This window comes from Klebsiella sp. BIGb0407 (assembly GCF_024807845.1).
Lineage (GTDB): Bacteria > Pseudomonadota > Gammaproteobacteria > Enterobacterales > Enterobacteriaceae > JGM124.
Genome location: NZ_JANUEQ010000003.1, coordinates 438,692 through 459,553, shown reverse-complemented (window position 1 = coordinate 459,553; position 20,862 = coordinate 438,692). Strand labels below are relative to the sequence as shown.

At 48.4% G+C, this 20,862-nt stretch carries 17 protein-coding genes; 8 read left to right on the top strand and 9 right to left on the bottom strand.

The features are described 5' to 3' along the window. The first annotated feature begins 61 nt into the window (after positions 1–61). The 5 genes from recR (at position 62) to M2387_RS12120 (ending at position 6,143) form a co-directional block, all read left to right on the top strand. Positions 62–667, top strand: coding sequence for a recombination mediator RecR (gene recR / locus M2387_RS12140; RefSeq protein WP_259049572.1), 606 nt, complete (start codon positions 62–64; stop codon positions 665–667). Between the two features lie 189 nt (positions 668–856). Further along, positions 857–2,731, top strand: coding sequence for a molecular chaperone HtpG (gene htpG / locus M2387_RS12135; protein WP_259049570.1), 1,875 nt, complete (start codon positions 857–859; stop codon positions 2,729–2,731). A gap of 307 nt (positions 2,732–3,038) precedes the next feature. Further along, positions 3,039–3,683, top strand: coding sequence for an adenylate kinase (adk, locus tag M2387_RS12130; protein ID WP_259049568.1), 645 nt, complete (start codon positions 3,039–3,041; stop codon positions 3,681–3,683). A gap of 129 nt (positions 3,684–3,812) precedes the next feature. Further along, a complete protein-coding gene (gene hemH, locus M2387_RS12125; protein ID WP_259049566.1) occupies positions 3,813–4,775 on the top strand; it encodes a ferrochelatase in 963 nt (320 codons plus the stop codon). A gap of 63 nt (positions 4,776–4,838) precedes the next feature. Beyond that, positions 4,839–6,143: an inosine/guanosine kinase gene (locus M2387_RS12120; RefSeq protein WP_259049564.1), complete on the top strand. Its 1,305-nt coding sequence runs from the start codon at positions 4,839–4,841 to the stop codon at positions 6,141–6,143. A 174-nt stretch (positions 6,144–6,317) separates the two neighbouring features. On the opposite strand, the gene ybaL is transcribed toward M2387_RS12120, so the two are convergent. Then, positions 6,318–7,997 carry a YbaL family putative K(+) efflux transporter gene (gene ybaL, locus M2387_RS12115; protein ID WP_259049562.1) on the bottom strand — a complete coding sequence of 560 codons (1,680 nt, stop codon included), beginning with the start codon at positions 7,995–7,997 and terminating at the stop codon, positions 6,318–6,320. A gap of 217 nt (positions 7,998–8,214) precedes the next feature. Further along, positions 8,215–9,429 (bottom strand): MFS transporter, encoded by a 1,215-nt coding sequence (locus M2387_RS12110; protein ID WP_259049561.1) that lies wholly within the window; start codon positions 9,427–9,429, stop codon positions 8,215–8,217. A gap of 442 nt (positions 9,430–9,871) precedes the next feature. On the opposite strand from M2387_RS12110, the gene ushA reads away from it, so the two are divergent. Further along, entirely contained in the window at positions 9,872–11,527 is a 1,656-nt protein-coding gene (ushA, locus tag M2387_RS12105) for a bifunctional UDP-sugar hydrolase/5'-nucleotidase UshA (protein WP_259049559.1), read from the top strand. Position 11,528: 1 nt separating this feature from the next. Here ushA and ybaK read toward each other — a convergent pair whose 3' ends face one another. The 3 genes from ybaK to copA all read right to left on the bottom strand — a co-directional run bounded on the left by ybaK (position 11,529) and on the right by copA (position 15,489). Beyond that, on the bottom strand, positions 11,529–12,008 hold the full coding sequence (gene ybaK, locus M2387_RS12100; RefSeq protein WP_259049556.1) for a Cys-tRNA(Pro)/Cys-tRNA(Cys) deacylase YbaK: 480 nt from the start codon (positions 12,006–12,008) through the stop codon (positions 11,529–11,531). Positions 12,009–12,030: 22 nt separating this feature from the next. Further along, complete coding sequence (locus M2387_RS12095) at positions 12,031–12,837, bottom strand: TraB/GumN family protein (RefSeq protein ID WP_259049554.1); 807 nt, start codon at positions 12,835–12,837, stop codon at positions 12,031–12,033. 147 nt (positions 12,838–12,984) lie between these two features. Further along, complete coding sequence (gene copA, locus M2387_RS12090; protein ID WP_259049553.1) at positions 12,985–15,489, bottom strand: copper-exporting P-type ATPase CopA; 2,505 nt, start codon at positions 15,487–15,489, stop codon at positions 12,985–12,987. A 109-nt stretch (positions 15,490–15,598) separates the two neighbouring features. Between copA and cueR the strand changes: the two genes are divergently transcribed. After that, positions 15,599–16,006, top strand: coding sequence for a Cu(I)-responsive transcriptional regulator (gene cueR, locus M2387_RS12085; RefSeq protein WP_259049552.1), 408 nt, complete (start codon positions 15,599–15,601; stop codon positions 16,004–16,006). Here cueR and M2387_RS12080 read toward each other — a convergent pair. Both M2387_RS12080 and M2387_RS12075 read right to left on the bottom strand, forming a co-directional pair. Further along, positions 15,999–16,445, bottom strand: a complete 447-nt coding sequence (locus M2387_RS12080) for an NfeD family protein (RefSeq protein ID WP_259049550.1) — start codon at positions 16,443–16,445, stop codon at positions 15,999–16,001. The two genes, cueR and M2387_RS12080, sit on opposite strands and share 8 nt — an antisense overlap. Beyond that, the gene (locus M2387_RS12075) at positions 16,442–17,356 is read right to left on the bottom strand and encodes an SPFH domain-containing protein (protein ID WP_259049548.1); all 915 of its coding nucleotides are present in this window, start codon (positions 17,354–17,356) and stop codon (positions 16,442–16,444) included. Before M2387_RS12075 ends, M2387_RS12080 begins: the two co-directional genes overlap by 4 nt. A gap of 59 nt (positions 17,357–17,415) precedes the next feature. On the opposite strand from M2387_RS12075, the gene M2387_RS12070 reads away from it, so the two are divergent. Then, on the top strand, positions 17,416–17,577 hold the full coding sequence (locus M2387_RS12070; protein WP_259049546.1) for a hypothetical protein: 162 nt from the start codon (positions 17,416–17,418) through the stop codon (positions 17,575–17,577). 44 nt (positions 17,578–17,621) lie between these two features. Here M2387_RS12070 and M2387_RS12065 read toward each other — a convergent pair whose 3' ends face one another. Both M2387_RS12065 and M2387_RS12060 read right to left on the bottom strand, forming a co-directional pair. Next, positions 17,622–19,190, bottom strand: a complete 1,569-nt coding sequence (locus M2387_RS12065) for a methyl-accepting chemotaxis protein (RefSeq protein WP_259049544.1) — start codon at positions 19,188–19,190, stop codon at positions 17,622–17,624. Between the two features lie 803 nt (positions 19,191–19,993). Further along, on the bottom strand, positions 19,994–20,848 hold the full coding sequence (locus tag M2387_RS12060) for a co-chaperone YbbN (RefSeq protein WP_259049542.1): 855 nt from the start codon (positions 20,846–20,848) through the stop codon (positions 19,994–19,996). Positions 20,849–20,862: the final 14 nt, after the last annotated feature.

Sequence of the window (20,862 nt, the reverse complement as noted above, 5' to 3'; positions counted from 1 at the left end):
TTGCTAAGGCTGCGAAGCAGATGATACGCTAGAGGCCACTTTGTTTTTAGATAGTTGAACCATGCAAACCAGCCCGTTACTTACAGCCTTGATGGAATCGTTACGTTGCCTGCCTGGCGTCGGGCCTAAATCCGCTCAGCGTATGGCTTTTACCTTATTACAACGCGACCGCAGCGGCGGCATGCGCCTGGCACAAGCGCTGACACGTGCGATGTCAGAAATTGGTCATTGTGCCGACTGCAGAACCTTTACGGAGCAAGAAGTCTGCACTATTTGTGCAAACCCTCGTCGCCAGGAAAATGGTCAGATTTGTGTGGTGGAAACTCCCGCAGATATTCACGCGATTGAGCAGACCGGACAATTCTCCGGGCGTTATTTTGTTCTGATGGGGCATTTGTCACCGCTTGATGGTATCGGGCCAAATGATATTGGCCTGGGGCGTCTTGAAGAGCGCCTGGAAAGTGAGAATATTAAAGAGATTATTCTGGCCACCAACCCGACCGTAGAAGGTGAGGCAACGGCACATTATATTGCCGAATTATGTTCGCATCACGGGGTTGAAGCGAGTCGCATTGCTCACGGCGTCCCGGTGGGCGGCGAACTGGAAATGGTTGATGGCACCACGCTTTCGCACTCTCTGTTGGGGCGTCGTAAAATTCAGTTTTAGTCTCCTGGTCATTAAGTCCCTCATTATTCATCCGCTTATAGTGAGGGTCTAAAAGACGTTTGTTTCATCGTTTGGCATGAATATCAGAGGATTTTTGTTGCCGGCGGCTTGAAAAAGCACAAATCGTTACCATATCTCCCTCAACGTTCGTACTACACCCCATTTGATTTTGTTGAGGTATCAATGACCATGAAAGGACAAGAGACTCGCGGCTTCCAGTCTGAAGTAAAACAACTTCTGCACCTGATGATCCACTCTCTTTATTCAAATAAAGAAATCTTCCTGCGTGAACTGATCTCCAACGCCTCCGATGCGGCAGATAAATTACGTTTCCGTGCATTGTCAGATACCAGCCTGTATGAAGGAGAAGGTGAGCTACATGTTCGCGTTTCTTTCAATAAAGAGCAGCGCACCCTGACTATCGCTGATAACGGCATCGGGATGACCCGCGATGAAGTTATTGATCATCTGGGCACCATCGCCAAATCAGGTACCAAGTCATTCCTTGAGTCGATGGGCTCAGATCAGGCTAAAGATAGCCAGCTGATTGGCCAGTTCGGGGTAGGATTCTACTCTGCTTTTATCGTGGCTGATAAAGTGACTGTACGTACCCGTGCAGCAGGTGCCAGCGCGGAAGAAGGTGTATTCTGGGAATCTGCGGGTGAGGGTGATTATACCGTCGCTGATATCACCAAAGCTGACCGTGGAACGGAAATTACCTTACACTTGCGTGAAGGTGAAGATGAGTTCCTCGACGACTGGCGCGTCCGTTCTATCATCAGCAAATACTCAGACCATATTGCTCTGCCGGTAGAAATTGAACACCAGGAAGAAAACGACGGCGAAACCGTGGTGAGCTGGGAAAAAATTAACAAAGCACAAGCTTTGTGGACCCGGACTAAGTCAGACATCAGCGATGAAGAGTACCAGGAGTTCTACAAACATATTTCCCACGACTACAGCGATTCACTGATCTGGAGCCATAACCGTGTGGAAGGGAAACAGGAATATACCAGCCTGTTATATATCCCGTCCCAGGCACCTTTTGATATGTGGAATCGCGACCATAAACATGGTCTGAAACTGTATGTACAGCGCGTATTTATCATGGATGACGCAGAACAGTTTATGCCAAATTACCTGCGTTTTGTTCGCGGGTTAATAGATTCTAACGATCTGCCGCTTAACGTCTCGCGTGAAATTTTACAAGACAGTCGTGTGACGCAAAATCTGCGCAGCGCGTTAACCAAACGTGTATTGCAGATGCTGGAGAGACTGGCTAAAGAAGACAATGATAAATACCAGACGTTCTGGAAGAGCTTCGGTCTGGTACTGAAAGAAGGGCCTGCTGAAGATAACGCTAACCAGGAAGCGATTGCTAAACTGTTGCGTTTCGCTACCACGCATACCGATTCTTCAGAGCAAACCGTATCGCTGCCAGAATACGTCGCGCGCATGAAAGAAGGTCAGGAAAAGATCTACTACATCACCGCAGACAGCTACGCCGCGGCGAAGAGCAGCCCGCATCTGGAATTGCTGCGTAAGAAAGGTATCGAAGTTCTGCTGCTTTCCGATCGTATCGATGAGTGGATGATGAGCTACCTGACCGAGTTCGATGGTAAATCCTTCCAGTCAGTGAGCAAAACCGACGAATCACTGGAAAAACTGGCTGACGAAGAAACCGAGCAGGCGAAAGAAGCTGAGAAAGCGCTGGAGCCGTTTGTTGACCGCGTTAAAACCCTGCTGGGTGAGCGCGTGAAAGAGGTTCGCCTTACGCACCGTCTGACCGATACCCCGGCGATTGTGACCACCGACAGTAACGACATGAGTACCCAGATGGCGAAACTGTTTGCGGCGGCAGGTCAGGCTGTTCCGGAAGTGAAGTATATCTTTGAGCTGAACCCGGACCATCCGTTAGTGAAGCGTGCTGCCGATACTCAGGACGACGCCACATTTGGTGAGTGGGTTGAGTTACTGATGGATCAGGCTCTGCTGGCCGAGCGCGGACAACTGGAAGACCCGAACCAGTTCATTCGCCGTATGAACCAGCTGCTGGTTTCGTAATCTTTTTTTATTCCTCTCCCGCCAGGGAGAGGAATAATCGACCAGAGACGACGATTCAGCAGAGATGAATGGATCTAAACCCGCCGTCAGACGCTGCCTTTCTTGTGATGATACCGCCTTTAGTGGTATGGTTTTCGCTTCTAATTTTATCTTTACCCTGAATAATTCAAATTGCTTCCGGGCTCAGAGCCAAAAACGCCGATGAACATAGACCAACTATGTGATTAAGTGCGCTTAAACTCAGGTAATCCCCTGGCAGTTTGCTGCATGACGGGTGTAAATATTTAAACGTATGGGGAATTACGCAATGCGTATTATTCTGCTCGGTGCTCCGGGTGCAGGTAAAGGGACTCAGGCTCAATTCATTATGGGGAAATACGGGATTCCGCAAATTTCTACCGGTGATATGTTGCGTGCCGCGGTCAAATCTGGTTCAGAACTGGGTATTATTGCCAAAGGCATCATGGATGCAGGCAAACTGGTAACGGATGAACTGGTTATTGCTCTGGTGAAAGAACGCATTGCGCAGGAAGATTGCCGTAACGGTTTCTTGCTGGATGGTTTCCCACGTACTATTCCGCAAGCAGATGCGATGAAAGAAGCCGGTATTAACGTTGATTTCGTGCTTGAATTCGATGTGCCAGACGATCTGATCGTCGATCGTATTGTTGGTCGCCGTGTTCATCCGGGATCCGGTCGTGTCTATCATATCAAGCATAATCCACCGAAGACTGACGGCGTGGATGATGTTACTGGCGAAGAACTGACTACTCGTAAAGACGATCAGGAAGAAACCGTGCGTAAGCGTCTGGTTGAGTATCATCAGCTGACTGCGCCTTTGATTGGTTACTATCAGCAAGAAGCGCAGGCTGGCAATACCCGGTACGCGAAAATTGACGGTACACAAACGGTTGATGCGGTTCGTGCAGAACTGGAAACAATCCTCGGTTAAGTTTACGAGAATAAAAATACCAGAGGCGACTCTGGTATTTTTTTGCCCGAAATTCGTCTTTTGCTGTAATTGCTGGGTAAAACGACCATTTACGTTACAATCAAAGCAATTGAATAATGAGGGATGATAATGAGTCAGGAAAAAATAGGTATCTTACTGGCTAATCTGGGGACGCCCAGTGCGCCAACTGCACCCGCTGTCAGACGTTACTTATGTCAGTTTCTCAGCGATCGTCGAGTGGTTGATGTTCCACGTATTCTGTGGTGGCCGCTGCTGCGAGGCGTTATTCTGCCTCTGCGTTCCGGTCGCGTCTCAAAACTCTATCAGTCCATCTGGATGGATGAAGGCTCCCCGTTACTGGTTTACAGTCAGCGTCAGAGAAAAGCACTGGCTGAACAACTGCCTGATACCCCTGTAGTATTGGGAATGAGCTACGGTGAACCCTCGTTAAAGAGTGCTGTTGATGAGCTGCTGACGCATCATGTGAACCATATCATCGTACTCCCCTTATATCCTCAATACTCCTGCTCAACGGTTGCTGCGGTCTGGGACGCACTGGGCCGTATTTTTGCGGACTCACGTAGTCTGCCGTCTATCTCCTTTATTCGTGACTATGCCACAGAGCCTGCCTATATAGAGGCTCTGGCAAGCTCGGTCAGACGCTCTTTTGCTGAACACGGCGAGCCTGATATCTTGCTGCTTTCTTACCATGGTATTCCTCAGCGCTTTGCAGACGAAGGGGACGACTATCCTCAGCGTTGCCGTGATACTACCCATGCTTTGCTGAATCATCTTGGGCTGCCACCAGAGAAACTGATGATGAGTTATCAGTCGCGTTTTGGTCGCGAGCCCTGGCTGATGCCCTATACCGATGAAACACTCAAAATGCTGGCAGAAAAGGGCGTGAAACATATTCAGGTGATGTGCCCGGGATTCTCCGCCGATTGCCTGGAAACGCTTGAAGAGATGATGGTAGAGAATCGCGAGGTGTTTATTGAGGCGGGTGGTATGAAGTATGAATATATTCCTGCCTTAAATGATTCCCCTGAGCATATAAAAATGATGATAGCGCTGACAGAACGCTTTCGTTAAATAGGATCCTGGGACGGAGAGTGCTACCATTCTCCGTCTTATTGGTAAGCGTAACACGACATCATGAAATTTCCCGGTAAACGAAAGTCCAAACATTATTTCCCGGTAAGCGCCCGCGATCCGTTACTGAAACAAGTTCAGTCTGAGGCTGAGAATAGTACCTCCTGGGTTGTCGGTATTGACCAGACCCTGGTTGATATTGAAGCAAAAGTAGACGATGACTTTATTCAGCGCTATGGACTCAGTCTGGGGCATTCGCTGGTCATTGAAGACGATGTTGCTGAGGCTCTGTATCAGGAGCTGACCCGTAATAATCTAATAACCCATCAGTTTGCCGGTGGAACCATCGGTAATACTATGCATAACTATTCCGTTCTGGCTGATGATCGATCGGTATTACTGGGCGTCATGTGCAGTAATGTTGAAATCGGCAGTTATGCCTACCGCTATCTATGTAACACCTCCAGCCGTACCGACCTCAATTATCTTCAGGGTGTCTCTGGAGCGATAGGGCGTTGTTTCACGCTGATAACTGAACAGGGAGAGCGGACATTTGCTATCAGTCCCGGACATATGAATCAGCTGCGTGCTGACAGCATTCCTGAAGAGGTTATAGCCGGGGCTTCGGCGTTAGTGCTTACATCCTATCTGGTACGCTGTAAACCGGGCGAGCCAATGGCCGAAGCGACGATGCGAGCGATTAGTCTTGCGAAAAAGCATGATGTTCCGGTCGTCCTGACTCTTGGCACAAAATATGTGATTGCTGAAAATCCGGAGTGGTGGCAAAGCTTCTTGAGCGAGAATATTTCTATTCTGGCAATGAATGAAGAAGAAGGAGAGGCGCTCACCGGTGAGAGCGATCCTCTGAAAGCTTCCGATAAAGCGCTGGACTGGGTTGATTTGGTGCTTTGTACCGCAGGTCCGGCAGGGCTGTATATGGCGGGTTATACCGAGGAGAGTACCAAACGTAATACTCAGCACCCTTTATTACCCGGTGTGATTGCAGAATTTAATCAGTATGAATTCAGCCGCGCTAAACGTTTGAAAGATTGCCAGGAACCGCTGCGCGTTTACTCGCACATTGCTCCTTATATGGGCGGGCCTGAGAAGATAATGAATACTAACGGGGCTGGAGACGGTGCGCTGGCCGCACTGCTACATGATATTACGGCCAATAACTACCATCGTAATAACGTGCCTAACTCAAGTAAGCACCAGCATAACTGGTTGACTTACTCTTCCCTGGCTCAGGTCTGCAAATATGCCAACCGGGTCAGCTATCAGGTGCTTAATCAGCATTCGCCAAGATTAATGCGCGGGCTGCCAGAGCGGGAAGATAGCCTGGAAGAGGCTTACTGGGATCGCTAAATAAAAAAGGCGGGTCAGCATAACTGACCCGCCTTTTTTTATACCCGTCATACTTCAAGTTGCTTGGGTGTTGCCTACGCCCAGCCCGCAGAATCACATAGTTTGTCTATGCTCATCGGCGGGCTGAACTTGGCGCCTACAAGCAACTCGAATTATTTTGGGTATATGCCTGTATCAGGATGCCATAGGCTGTTCCTGTGGCAGCGGTTTTGGCAGCATGCCCAGCATGGTTGTCGCTATCTCACGCTCACCCATGACCACATGGTTAGCACCACGCTCCGTTATATAGTCCACCTCATCGTCATAATGCGCTCTGGCGATGATTTCGATATCCGGGCACTTCTCACGTGCACAGGTCACAATCTCACCCGCTTCATAACCATTCGGAATCGTCAGTAATAACCAGCGGGCACAGTCCAGGTGCGCCAGATTCATGATTTCTTCACTGGCTGCGTTACCCAGCACCGCGTTAATACCTCTCTCACGAAGTTCATCAACGCGGGTACGTGACATTTCAATCACTACCACAGGCGTACCTTGAGCAATCAGTTTTTCACCCAGTAAGCGACCTACGCGACCAAAACCGACGAGAACGGCATGGTTACAGATATCCACGGGGATCTGTTTTTCATCTTCAATAGCTTCTTCAAAGGTCTGCTCGTCCAGCGTTTCGGTTTTATCCAGGTAACGTTCGAGGATAGCAAACAGAATTGGGTTCAGCATGATTGAGAGAATAGCACCCGCCAGAACCAGATTTTGCCCGGTTTGCGGTAGCAGACCCAGCACCATACCCAGACCGGCAAGAATAAAGGCGAACTCACCGATTTGCGCCAGGCTGGTTGCGATGGTTAAGGCAGTGCGTTGCGAGTGACCAAACATACGTACCAGGAAAAACGCCGCCAGAGATTTACCAAAGATAATGATAACCAGAGTACCCAGGACTGCCAGCGGTTCCTGAATCAGAATCAATGGGTCGAACAGCATACCAACGGAAACGAAGAACAATACCGCAAATGCATCGCGTAGCGGTAAGGTGTCGTGTGCTGCACGGTGGCTTAGCTCAGACTCGTTAAGCACCATGCCTGCAAAGAATGCACCCAGAGCAAAGGAGACATCAAACAGCTCAACGGCACCGAAGGCTATTCCCAGAGCCATAGCCAGCACTGAGAGGGTAAATAGCTCACGTGATCCTGTAGCTGCGCTGCGTGCCAGAATCCACGGGACCAGACGACGTCCTACCAGCATCATGAGTGCGATAAATGCGGCGACCTTACCAATAGTAATCGCCATATCCAGACTGAGACTGACAAATCCAACATCACCTTTTTCCAGCATATTGGCGACAGCGGGTAACAGAACCAGGGTCAGCACCATCACTAAGTCTTCAACAATCAACCAGCCAATGGCTATTTGCCCTCGCTGACTTTCTATTAATTGTCGTTCTTCAAGTGCCCTGAGCAGTACCACGGTACTGGCGGTTGATAAACACAGGCCAAATACGATGCCGGTCATCAGTGACCAACCCATCATTGCGGAGAGTGCTATTCCCAGTAGTGTTGCGACTGTTATCTGCGCAATAGCACCGGGAATAGCAATGGCCTTTACCGCCATAAGGTCTTTTAGTGAAAAATGCAGGCCAACGCCAAACATCAGCAGAATAACCCCTAATTCTGCGAGTTCAGGGGCAAGTTTGGTATCAGCAACAAAGCCCGGTGTAAACGGGCCGGCCAATACGCCAGCTAATAGATAACCGACCAACGGAGATATGCGGAGTTTGTTAGCGATCATACCCAATATAAAAGCAAGCACTAGTCCACCAACAATGGTGGTGATAAGCGGTGTAGCGTGATGCATTCCGTCTCCTTTTGGTTCGGCAGGTGGTCCAAAATTCTTAATGATAGTTTATGACAATTTAGCCCAAAGCGTTTATGAAAAATTGAACAAATTTGAAAAAAAACACTTTTCGAGAAGAAAAAGACTCTGATTGGCGTTTCGGATAGTTATAACAAGAGAAATTAGAGTATCGCGGGGGTGAAAAGCGTGGCCAAAGCAGTGCTTTGGCCAGGTGGCTTTAGGCTTTTTGCCGGATATTGGGCAGGAATATAGTGACAATTCCCAGCAATGGCAGAAATGCACAAATTTTATAGACTAATTCAATGCTGGTATGGTCAGCTACTACACCCAATACGGCAGCACCCAGCCCACCCATACCAAAAGCAAAACCAAAAAAGAGTCCTGAAACCATACCGATACGTCCAGGGAGTAGTTCCTGTGCATAGACCAGAATAGCCGAAAATGCGGATGCCAGAATAAAGCCAATAATGACGGTTAGCACCCCGGTCCAGTAGAGAGATGCGTAAGGTAATAATAAGGTGAATGGGGCAACACCCAGAATTGAACCCCAAATAACATATTTTCTGCCGATTTTGTCACCAACAGGCCCACCGATCATGGTCCCTGCCGCAACGGCGAATAAAAATGCAAACAGGTGGATTTGGGCGTTTTGTATCGATAACCCAAATTTATCGATTAAATAGAAAGTATAGTAACTACTGATACTCGCCATATAGAAGTACTTGGAGAAGATAAGAATCAGCAGAATAGAGATTGCCAGTATCACTTTATTACGCGGAAGTGGACCGACAACAGTGACCGGAGGGCTGCTTTTAGCAATACGATGCTGAGCTGCATACCAGCGGCTGATTTGTAATAGCACGACAATAGCCAGTAATGCCGCAAGACCAAACCAGGCGACATTACCCTGTCCGTAAGGGGCAATAATCAGGGCTGCCAGTAATGGTCCCAGCGAACTACCAAAATTACCCCCCACCTGGAAAATGGACTGAGCCAGTCCGTGACGTCCTCCGGATGCCATGCGTGCGACTCTCGAGGATTCAGGGTGGAAGATAGATGATCCGGTTCCCACTAAAGCTGCCGCCAGTAATACGGCCGCGAAGCTTCCTGCCACCGCCAGAAGAATCAATCCACTGAGGGTAAAGCACATTCCAATAGGGAGTGACCAGGGGAGTGGATGCTTATCCGTATAGTGGCCCACCAGCGGCTGGAATAAAGAGGATGTGAGCTGGAAGGTCAGGGTAATCAAACCTATCTGCATAAATGAAAGAGAAAATTCAGACTGAAGCAGCGGATAGATAGCCAGAATCAGGGACTGAATCATATCGTTCAGCAAATGCGAAAAGCTGATAGCCCCCAGTATACCAAAGGCGGTACGTGATTTTTTTTGTGCCGAGGTAGTCCCCGGAAGTGTGTTGTCAGAGCTTGCCATTAAGGATCCATCAATATTAATTATTATGCCATCACCTTTCGTATCGCCTGAGTCTGAGCTGGAGGTCACACGAAGGATTAAGGTTAGATATAAGAGAAGGCGATTTATCACCCACTACCCCTCTAACATACCCGCGCTCGCTCATTGAATAAAGTCACATAATTAGCATGGTTATATCTGGGAGGGGATCAGAGAGCAATGGGTGACCTGGAGGGATCTGTTATCAGTAGTAGAGGGAGTCAGTCTGACAGGAAATGTATGCCTGTTCATTCAGGGGTAATAAAATACTGCTGTTATAGAAAAATCTATCATAAACCGCGCTTTGTGCCATAAATCTCAATAAATTGCCGCGACGATAACTAGCTTGCCGGGATATAGTGCGTTGACTCATGTTTTTACAGCTAATACTTATTATCGTAACGTTAATCCGGGAGAGATTTCGATGTCCTTAATAAAGAAAAAGGTAGCTATTGCACTGCTGGCGGCACTGAGTTTGACCAGTATCCAGGCATTAGCATGGGAAAAGGATAAAACCTATAACATCACTATTCTCCACACTAACGATCATCACGGTCGCTTCTGGCAGAATGAAAATGGTGAATATGGTCTGTCGGCACAGAAAACCTTGGTCGATAACGTGCGTAAAGAAGTCGCAGAGAAAGGCGGCAGCGTGTTGTTACTCTCAGGCGGAGATATCAATACCGGCGTGCCTGAGTCAGATTTACAGGATGCAGAACCGGATTTCCGCGGTATGAGCATGATCGGTTATGACGCGATGGCGATTGGTAACCATGAGTTCGATAAGCCGATGAGTGTTCTGCGTCAGCAGGAAAAGTGGGCTAACTTTCCTTTACTGTCGGCCAACATTTACCAAAAAAGTACCGGTGAGCGTCTGTTTAAACCTTATGCCATGTTTGATCCACAAGGGGTGAAAATTGCGGTGATTGGCCTGACGACCGATGACACGGCTAAAATTGGTAACCCGGCATTTTTCACTGATATTGAATTTCGTGCTCCTGCGGCAGAAGCTGGCAAGCTGATTGAAGAACTGAAGAAAACAGAAAAACCGGATGTGATTATTGCCGCCACGCATATGGGGCATTATGACAACGGCAATCATGGCTCTAATGCACCTGGTGATGTAGAAATGGCTCGCAGCCTGCCAGAGGGAGCTTTGACGATGATTGTGGGTGGTCACTCACAAAATCCAGTTTGCATGGCGTCGGACAATCAAAAACAAGCTGATTATGTTCCGGGTACCGCTTGTACTCCGGATCGTCAGAACGGGACATGGATTGTTCAGGCGCATGAGTGGGGTAAATATGTCGGACGCGCTGACTATGAATTCCGCAATGGCGAAATGAAGCTGGTTAATTATCAGCTACTGCCGGTTAACCTGAAACATAAAGTGACCGATGCGAGCGGTAAAAGTGAGCGCGTACTTTACACCACGGCTATTCCTGAAGATAAAAAAATGCTGAGCCTGCTGACTCCCTTCCAGGATAAAGGCGAAGCGGCTCTGAAAGGTGTTGTCGGTAGCACCAACGGTCATTTTGAAGGTGACCGCAGTAAAGTCCGTTTTGTACAGACTAATATGGGACGTTTGCTTCTTGCGGCACAAATGGCGCGTACCAATGCTGACTTTGCCGTGATGAGCGGTGGCGGTGTGCGTGATTCTATTGAGCCAGGCGAAATTACCTATAAAGATGTGCTGAAAGTACAGCCTTTTGGTAATACCGTGGTGTATATCGATATGAACGGTAAAGAGGTGGTTGATTATCTGACCGCGGTTGCTCAGAAAACCCCTGACTCTGGCGCTTATCCGCAGTTCTCTAATGTCAGCTTTGTGTCTAAAGACGGCAAATTGCAGGATTTAAAAATCAACGGAAAACCCATCGATCCGGCAAAAACCTACCGTATGGCTACCCTGAACTTTAATGGTACTGGCGGGGATGGCTATCCTGTAATTGAAGGAAAACCGGGTTATGTGAATACCGGTTTTGTTGATGCCGAGGTTCTGAAAGAATATATAGAGAAAAACTCACCGCTGGATAGTGAGCACTACCAGCCAAAAGGTGAGGTTAGCTGGCAGAAATAAGTTAGTCGCGGCGAGCGATATCGGCAAACTGCGCGGTCAGCAGCTTTGCCAGATCGCTCGCTGCTATTTCGATATCCAGTCCACGCTTGCCGCCGGAAATGAAGATGCTGGCAAACTCTTGTGCAGAGGCATCGATTACCGTTGGCAGGCTTTTTTTCTGTCCTAACGGGCTGATTCCCCCGACCAGATATCCTGTAATACGCTGGGCTATCATTGGGTCCGCCATCTCGACTTTTTTCGCCCCCAAAGCTTTAGCGACTTTCTTTAAGTCCAGTAACCCGGCGACGGGTGTCACCGCCACGGCCAGGGTTTTCATATCCCCGTTAATGGCCACTAACAGTGTTTTATAGACCTGTTCTGCATTGAGGCCGAGTTTACGCACCACCTCATCACCAAAGTTAGTTTCCTGAGGGTCGTGATCATAGGCATGGAGAGTAAATGCAATACCCTTTTTTTCGAGGAGTTTTACTGCTGGTGTCATAGTTTCCTTCTTATTATTGATGTTAAAATTTTTGAGCTTTTAATAATGAGGGCACATTACCTTCGCCAAAAAGATGTAACGCCCCGACCGCGACCACGTAATGGCCTGGCGGCAACTGCTGCAAAAAGGTACACCATTGCTGGTTACGTTGCGCGATAAGAATATCATGCAGTTCATCGCTGAAGGTATCCGGAAGGCAGGTGTCGTCTTTAGGTGTTGTGGTTGATAACCACCAGCTAATCATAATCTGCAGCATGCGTGCGTTGGTGTGCCAGTGAAGCAGGGTATCGTTAAGCAGCGTCATGCCGCCGTTGGGCAGGGTGGTTAATAACTCAACCTGATTTTGGGTTCCTTCCAGTTCCTGTATGGCAATATCGTTCTTACGTGCGGCTTCCAGCAACTGATAGTCGATACCATAATTTGCACGCAGCCCCAGCTTCTGGGCCTGGTGAGCTTGCAGAATTAAGGCCACTTGCCACATCGGGACGGTATCAATTAGGGAGGGGGAAATAGAAAACTCAGAACACAGGTCCATAATCTGTTGATAATGTTCCTGCGTCAGGCGTGTTTCGAGTGGGGCTTCGGGTGTTACCTCGGTAAATGGCGAGCCGCTGACACTGATATCGGCTTCTACAATCAGGGCATCTGCCTGTTGCAGTTTTTTCAGTAAACGCGCGGGGAGGGGAGCCATATCCTGAGTTCCCATATGGATACTGCCGACTAAATGCAAATATTGCTGACCCGGCAGGCGAACATCAACGGCCGGCCATGGGTATGCAGTAGCAGTCAGGTGAGAAAATATTGAGCTAAGACGTTGAAATAAACCCATGTCGCAAATTCCCGGCAAAAACCCATGCTACTATCGCGCCTCGAATGGTGCAAATACCTCCCTTTGAATCTGCCATCTTTCAGACTATCTCGATAATAACCTACCCCGGAAACAGTGTTAAATCTGTCTCCGGGGTATCTGTACTACTTAGTCTTTTGGTTTAAAACGTAGCAACCGGTTAGCATTACTGACGACCGTAATCGATGAGAGCGCCATAGCGGCCCCGGCAACCACGGGATTCAGCAAAGTGCCGGTTAATGGATAAAGTACTCCGGCAGCAATAGGTATCCCCAGTGAGTTATAGACAAAGGCGCCGAGTAAGTTTTGCTTCATATTACCCAGGGTCGCCTTGGAGATAGCCAGCGCATCAGCAACGCCGGTCAGGCTATGACGCATTAAGGTTATCCCGGCGGTTTCAATCGCCACATCACTCCCGCCGCCCATCGCCATACCTACATCAGCCTGAGCCAGCGCCGGAGCATCATTAATACCATCGCCGACCATGGCAACCCGATGTCCTTTTTGCTGGAGTTCTTTAATGACCGCCGACTTTCCGTCTGGCAGTACGCCAGCAATCACCTCATCGATCCCCGCCTCTTTGGCAATCGCATTGGCGGTAATCGGGTTGTCACCGGTTAACATCACCAGACGGTAGCCCTGACGGTGCAGCCGTTGCAAAGCCGTGACGCTGTCGCTACGCAAAGGATCCCGGATAGCAAACAACGCTGCCGGTTTTCCGTCTATCGCCAGCAATACCGGTGTCGTTCCCTGATGACCGTACTCCTCAATACTGTCATCAAATGCAAGCGTATCAATGCCCAGGTCCGTCATCAGGGCTTTATTACCCAGTAACAGACTGTGCCCCTGAACATCACCGCTGACCCCCAGACCTCTGAGCGTACGGAATGCACTTACTTCTGGTAACTGAGCCTGAGCCGCTTTTTCGATAATAGCCCGCGCCAGCGGATGGCTGGATCCTTGTTCGAGCGCAGCGGCCAGCCGTAAAGCCTGAGTCTCATCCACCTCCGATGCCGTTTTCACCGCCACAACCTGAGGTTTGCCTTCGGTCAGCGTACCGGTTTTATCAAAGACGATAGTGTCCAGCGTGCTGGCACGTTGCAGGGCATCAGCGTCCCTCACCAGTACGCCAAACTCTGCTGCTCGACCTACGCCTGAAATAATCGACATCGGTGTTGCCAGGCCCAGAGCACAAGGACAAGCAATAATCAGTACCGTGGTGGCAACAACCAGGGTATAGACAATTTGCGGTGCCGGGCCAAAGAAGTACCAGATAGCGGCACTAAATAGCGCAATCAGTACCACAACCGGAACAAAGATGGCTGAGATTTTATCTGCCAGCTGACCGATTTCAGGTTTACTGCTTTGTGCCTGACGCACCATACGAATAATACGTGACAGCGTGGTGCGATTTCCGGTTGCGGTAGCCTCAAACAGGACACTACCGTCCTGAACGACGGTTCCGGCATGGATCCTGTCCCCTTGCGCTTTCTGCAACGGAACCGGCTCACCGGTCAGCATTGCCTCGTCAAACCAGCCTTCACCCTGAGTTATTTTACCGTCTACCGGAACCCGATCGCCGGTGGTCAAACGCAGTATCATCCCGGCGGTAACTTCAGCCAGCGGAAGGACTTTTTCTCCTTCATCACTGACGACGCGTGCTGTCGGCGGTGTTAAATCAAGCAAGCGTTCCAGTGCTTTTGACGACCGCTGGCGGGCACGCTGTTCCAGCATATGACCGAGGTTGATCAGGCCGATAATCATGGCACTGGCCTCGTAGTAAAGATGCCGGGCTTCCATCGGGAAATATTGTGGCCAGAGATTGACGGTTATTGAGTAGAGCCAGGCAGCCCCGGTTCCCAGCGCCACTAAGGTATCCATAGTGGCTGTGCCATTCATCAGGCTGCGCCAGGCGCTGCGATAGAAATGACCTCCGGCGAAGATCATCACCGCCAAGGTCAGAATACCAATCGTCAGCCAGATATTGTGGTTACTGGCGGAGAGCATCATATTGTCTCCGAGCATTCCCCACACCATCACCGGCCCGCCTACCAGCAGAGCGACGATAGCCTGCCAGCGAAAACGTTTCACTGCGGCATTAGCCGTCTCTTGCTGACGCTCGCGACGCTCCTGCTCATCATCAATCACTTCTGCGCTATAGCCAGCACTGGAAACTGCCTGTACCAGCGATTCAGCGCTCGCAGTGCCCATCACCAGCGCGCTGCGTTCTGCCAGATTAACCCGTGCCTGGCTGACTCCCGGAACCTTTTGCAAGGCATTTTGTACCCGGGAGACGCAGCTGGCGCAGCTCATACCACCAATCAGTAATTGCTGGCTGTCATCTTCATTATTGCTTGCCGGAAGGGAAGAACTATCCGCTGTCAGGGCTTCCGACGGAGTTGACGATTCTGTCAGCGGATCAGCCTTTGGGTGGCTTGCCACCTCGGCTTCATAACCCGCTTCTTTCACGGTCTCGATCAGTGCTTCTGGCGTTGCACTCCCGGTGACTCGGGCATGGGTTTGCGTGACTTCCGCTTGTTCAACATCATCACGCTTTTCCAGGCTCTCTTTCACACGTTTAACGCAATGGCCGCAGGTCAGGCCATCAAGATTCAAATCAATTATCTGTGACATATTCAAACTCCGGTTGGAAACTAAAAGGAAGTATTGACCACGATTCAAACTTCAGCTAACTGTAGTAAAGGTTAAACCTTCCAGTAAGGTCAAGGTCAAGGAGAAAAAAATGAATATTAGCGATGTTGCCAAAAAAACCGGGCTTACCAGCAAAGCGATTCGTTTTTACGAACAAAAAGGGCTGGTCACCGCGGCTTACCGGGCGGATAACGGCTACCGAACCTATGGCCAGAAACAACTGGATGAGCTGACCTTCTTACGCAAAGCGCGTCAGGTTGGTTTTAATCTGGAAGAGTGTCAGGAGCTGCTGAATCTGTTTAATGACCCGACGCGGCACAGTGCGGATGTGAAGGCGAGGACGCTACATAAGGTGGCGGAAATAGAACAACATATTCAGGCGCTACAGGAGATGCACCAGCAGTTACTGGCGCTGACACAAGCTTGCCCGGGAGATGACAGTGCAGCCTGCCCGATTATTGATAACCTGGCAGGCTGTGAACATAAAAAAACTAGCTAGCGCGAATTTTTAGCATAATACCGTCTACGGCCACGACAATGACTTCGCTGTCAGCAGGCAGGTCCGTGTCTGCCACCACCGGCCAGCTGCTGTCGCCGATACGGATATTGCCACGACCATTGACCAGGGCGGACTCCAGCCGTAACCTGCGCCCCACTAACTGTTGTCCGCGTTGATTGAGAACTTCAGTTTGTGGCGGTTGTTTACGACTGCTCAGCCAGCGCCACCAGAGAAAAACCGCGACCAGCGTCAGAATGGCGAAGCAGACGCCCTGGGCTTCCCAGCCCAGGGGTAATACCCAGACTAACAGACCGGTCGCAACCGAGGCTATACCACTCCATAAGAGATAACCCGAAGTGCCGAGCATCTCTGCCGCCAGCAATATGCCTCCCAGCGCCAGCCAGAAAGTATGTGGTTGGGCAAGAAGGTAACTCATCATTTTTTACGCTCAATCTGGCTTTGACTCAGCAACTCACTGACCCCGGCAATAGAGCCCATCAGGCTAGTGGCATCCAGCGGCATCATCACCACTTTACTGTTATTGGCAGAACCAATTTGTTGCAGTGCATCGGTATATTTCTGGGCCACGAAGTAGTTAATTGCCTGAATATCTCCTTTGGCAATCGCCTCGGAAACCATCTGCGTTGCCCGAGCTTCTGCTTCCGCACTACGCTCACGGGCCTCTGCTTGTAAAAATGCCGACTGACGTTCACCTTCCGCTTTCAGGATCTTCGACTGTTTTTCCCCTTCGGCTTTCACAATTTCTGCCTGACGAATACCTTCCGCTTCCAGAATATAGGCACGTTTTGTACGCTCTGCTTTCATCTGAGCATTCATCGCATCAATCAGTTCTGCTGGTGGGCGCACATCACGAATTTCGATACGGGTGATTTTAATCCCCCATGGGTTGGTTGCTTCATCAACGATATGCAGCAGACGGGTGTTGATATTGTCACGCTGGGAGAGCATTTCATCCAGCTCCATGGAACCCAGAACGGTACGAATATTGGTCATCGTCAGGTTAATGATAGCCAGTTCAAGGTTACTCACTTCATAAGCTGCTCTTGGCGCATCGATAACCTGAATGAAGCAGACGGCATCAATGGCAACGTTGGCGTTATCTTTCGAGATAACTTCCTGGGAAGGAATATCGAGCACCTGTTCCATCATATTAATTTTGCGGCCCACGCGATCCATAAACGGCACCACCAGGTTTAAGCCCGGCATCAGCGTTTTGGTATAACGGCCAAAGCGCTCCACCGTCCATTGAAATCCTTGAGGAACAATTTTTACGCCAGCAAAGACGATAATCAGTGCCACAACAATAAAAATAGGGATGACGGCTAACATTAAAACCTCCTGATTGTTTTATCTATTACCCAAGCCACTTGAAGTATGACGGGATATATATGGATGCTGAAACAATCATCCCCTGTCCCGGCGACATAAGCCAGTTAAAAAGCGGTTGTGGATTGATTTTCGGTGTCAGCCGGGGAGGCCAGTTATTCTTTGGGAAAGTTAAAACGGATGAACATCATGAGAAGTATGTGCATCCGTTTTCTCCGCAATAGATAAACTCAGGATTGTTTATGAGCTATCTATTCCGTACAGCTGATTATGATGCGCGCTGCCCGGTTACAGTGAGCAATTTAAATGCACTGACTGCTTCGGCCAGTGAAGCGGCCTGAGCTTGTAAAGAAAATGCGGCGGCAGCAGATTCTTCAACCAGAGCAGCATTCTGTTGTGTTGTCGTATCTATCTGCCCGACAGCGATATTTATCTGGTGAATACCCTCACTCTGTTCTCTACTGGCTTGTGAAATTTCGCTAATCACGTCATTCACATCACGAACATATCCTGTAAGCCCGTCGATGGTTTCTTCGGCGGTATTGACCAGCGACATCCCCTCCTGAACCTTTTTAACCGAATCATCGATTAAGTCTTTTATCTCCCGCGCGGCTGTGGCACTGGACTGTGCCAGGGAACGAACTTCCCCGGCCACGACAGCAAAACCACGGCCTTGTTCACCGGCACGAGCCGCCTCTACCGCAGCATTCAATGCCAGAATATTGGTCTGGAATGAAATACCATCAATCACATTAATGATTTCCGCCATCCGCTGGGATGAATCACGGATCCCGCGCATTTTTTGCGTGACTGAAATCATAACCTGGCCGCTTTTTTGAGCAGCCTCGGACGCCTGGTTCGCAATATGGGCTGCCTGAACAGTATTATCCGCCGTATTTTTAATTGTTGCGGTCAGTTGTTCCATTGAGGATGCGGTTTCTTCCAGCGAACTGGCTTGCTCTTCAGTACGTGCTGATAAGTCCTGGTTGCCCGCGGCGATTTGCGTGGCTGCAATTGAAATGGTATCCGCGCCGTCCCGAACCTGGCCAACGATAGTGCTGAGGCTGGTATTCATATTATCAAGAGATTTCAGCAATAACCCGGTTTCATCAGTGGTGGTTACTTTGATTTGTGAGGTCAAATCGCCTTTTGCAACGCTTTCTGCAAGCTGCAAAGCACTTTGAATTGGTTGGATAACACTGCGGGTGAGCAAATAAGCAATTAACGCACTCACTGTTGTTGCTAACGCAAGAATAATTAATAAAATCATCCGGGCATTATTATACTCCAGCGCCATGGTATTGATTGCAGTTCCCATCGCATTATCCTGATAATCCACCAGTTCCTTTACTGTATTAACATACTGGAGATGGATTCTACTCAAGTTATTGTTGAATTCTATCGCTGCTTCATTATTTTGTCCTGCCCGTACAAAATTGATTGTTTTCTCTCCTGAAAGAAAGAAGTCAGAACGTATTTGACGAATAGCTTCCAGATATTTACGCGCACTTTCATCTGTACTGTACTCTTCAACTTTATCAAGAAGATTACCCATATCCGTACGGCGCTTTGTTATCTCGTGCATATACTGCTGGGTCTGTTCCTGCCCATTAGCCAGTATCATTTGTGAATATGAAATAAAGTTAGCGTTGACGATATCGATAAGCGCATTGGAGTCTTGTGTACGTGGGTAGATATCCGTCACTATACTTCTGGCATCACCTTGAAAATCAGAAAGTCTCGACAGTGAAAAAAAACTTACAATAAATAACATGACAATTAATAGAGAAAAACCAGAACCTAATCTGAACCCAATTCGCCAATTTACTAAAAACATATCAATCCCTTATTTTACAAGTGTTAAAAATTCATATCTTTAGATGTGGAAAATGTTTTTTATTAATAGAGTAGCCTCCTGGACAGGCGTTAAATTTATAATTGAATATGAAAAATCACCTGAGATAATAGTTCATCTCAGGTGTTAACTTACTGTTGTCATTTTTGTATCTCGTTAAATTATAACGGCATAAATAAACATCTCTCCATTAAAAATTTTTAATAATTAAAAGATTAAAACTAAAGATCGATATTTTTGATAAATAAGAATAATGATCCACCCTAAGGTAAATTGTATTGTTTTAATTTCAACTATAAAAACAAAACAGTCATCTTTCGTTATAACTTCAATGTCTGATGATATTCGTTTTCGTTATGATTTCACTTTAGTTCTGTTGCAGGAATGTCATTCCGTTGATGAAGATCAAAAAATATAATATCAATAGGGTATAGTACTAATACGCTCAGGTTGATAAAGAGTCATTTCAAATTAAATGACCAGCGGTAATTTCGTTAGATATATTTAGATGAATATTATTTTGGGCCAGTAAGATATAACTATATCGATAGATTTTTTTTAGTTATGATTATAGGTAACTCTAAAATAAGTATGCTTTACAATGAGCAGTTAAAAAACTTTGCCAAATTATTTGCTATTGTCCCTGAACATTTAAGAGACCAACTGCAATGGCAGGGGCCGGAGATAGTGCTAAGCGGTTAAATAGAGTTCCTTACAAGGCAGATGATAAAACGGCCCTGAAAAGGGCCGTTAGTCTGTTATCTGGCGGAGATTAAACGCCTTGATTAATACAGCAGAGCGTACATATAGCGACGATATTTAGACGCCAGCGCATCCCCGGTACCGAGGGCTGCGAGGATATCCATAAAAACTTTACGTATCTGACCTTCTCCAGCCGTGAGGTCTTTTTGTAAATGGGTATACAGCAGTTCGAGGGCTTCTTCGTTGCGCCCGACCTGATGCAGTTGCAGTGCTAGCTGGCTGGCAATCACGGCATTATCCGGGTCATCCTGAACTTGCTGCTGCAGCAGCTGGATCTCGGGTGTATCAGCGGCTTGTTTCAGCAGTTCTATCTGGGCCAGCAGCCCTTGATAGCGGCTATCTCTATCCTGCAGAGGAATGGTTTTCAGCACCGCCTGGGCATCTTCGCTACGATTGAGGATAATTTGTACTTCTGCCAGCATCAGACCGATTTCACTGTTCTGATTAGAAAGCTGCCAGGCATCTTTCAGCAAAGGTAAGGCTTCAGCATGATTGCCTGCGGCCATCAGCTCTGCCGCTTGCTGCGCTTTAATCTCTTCTTCACGCGGCAGTACTTTATCGAGCAGGGCGCGAATCGCCTCTTCTGGCTGCGGTCCCTGGAAACCATCTACCGGTTGTCCGTTCTGGAACAGATAAACCGTCGGTATGGAACGCAGGCCAAACTGGGAGGCAATCATCTGCTCGGCGTCACAGTCCAGTTTGGCAAGAATAAACTGGCCTTGATACTGGGCGGCTAAGCTTTCAAGTACCGGCGTCAGCTGCTCACAATGCTGGCTACGAGCAGACCAAAAATAGAACAGGACCGGTTTCACCGTCGACTGCTCAAGAGTTTGATGTAGGTTCGCTTCAGTAATATTGATAATGTGTTCGGTAGACATAAGCGATTCTCTGT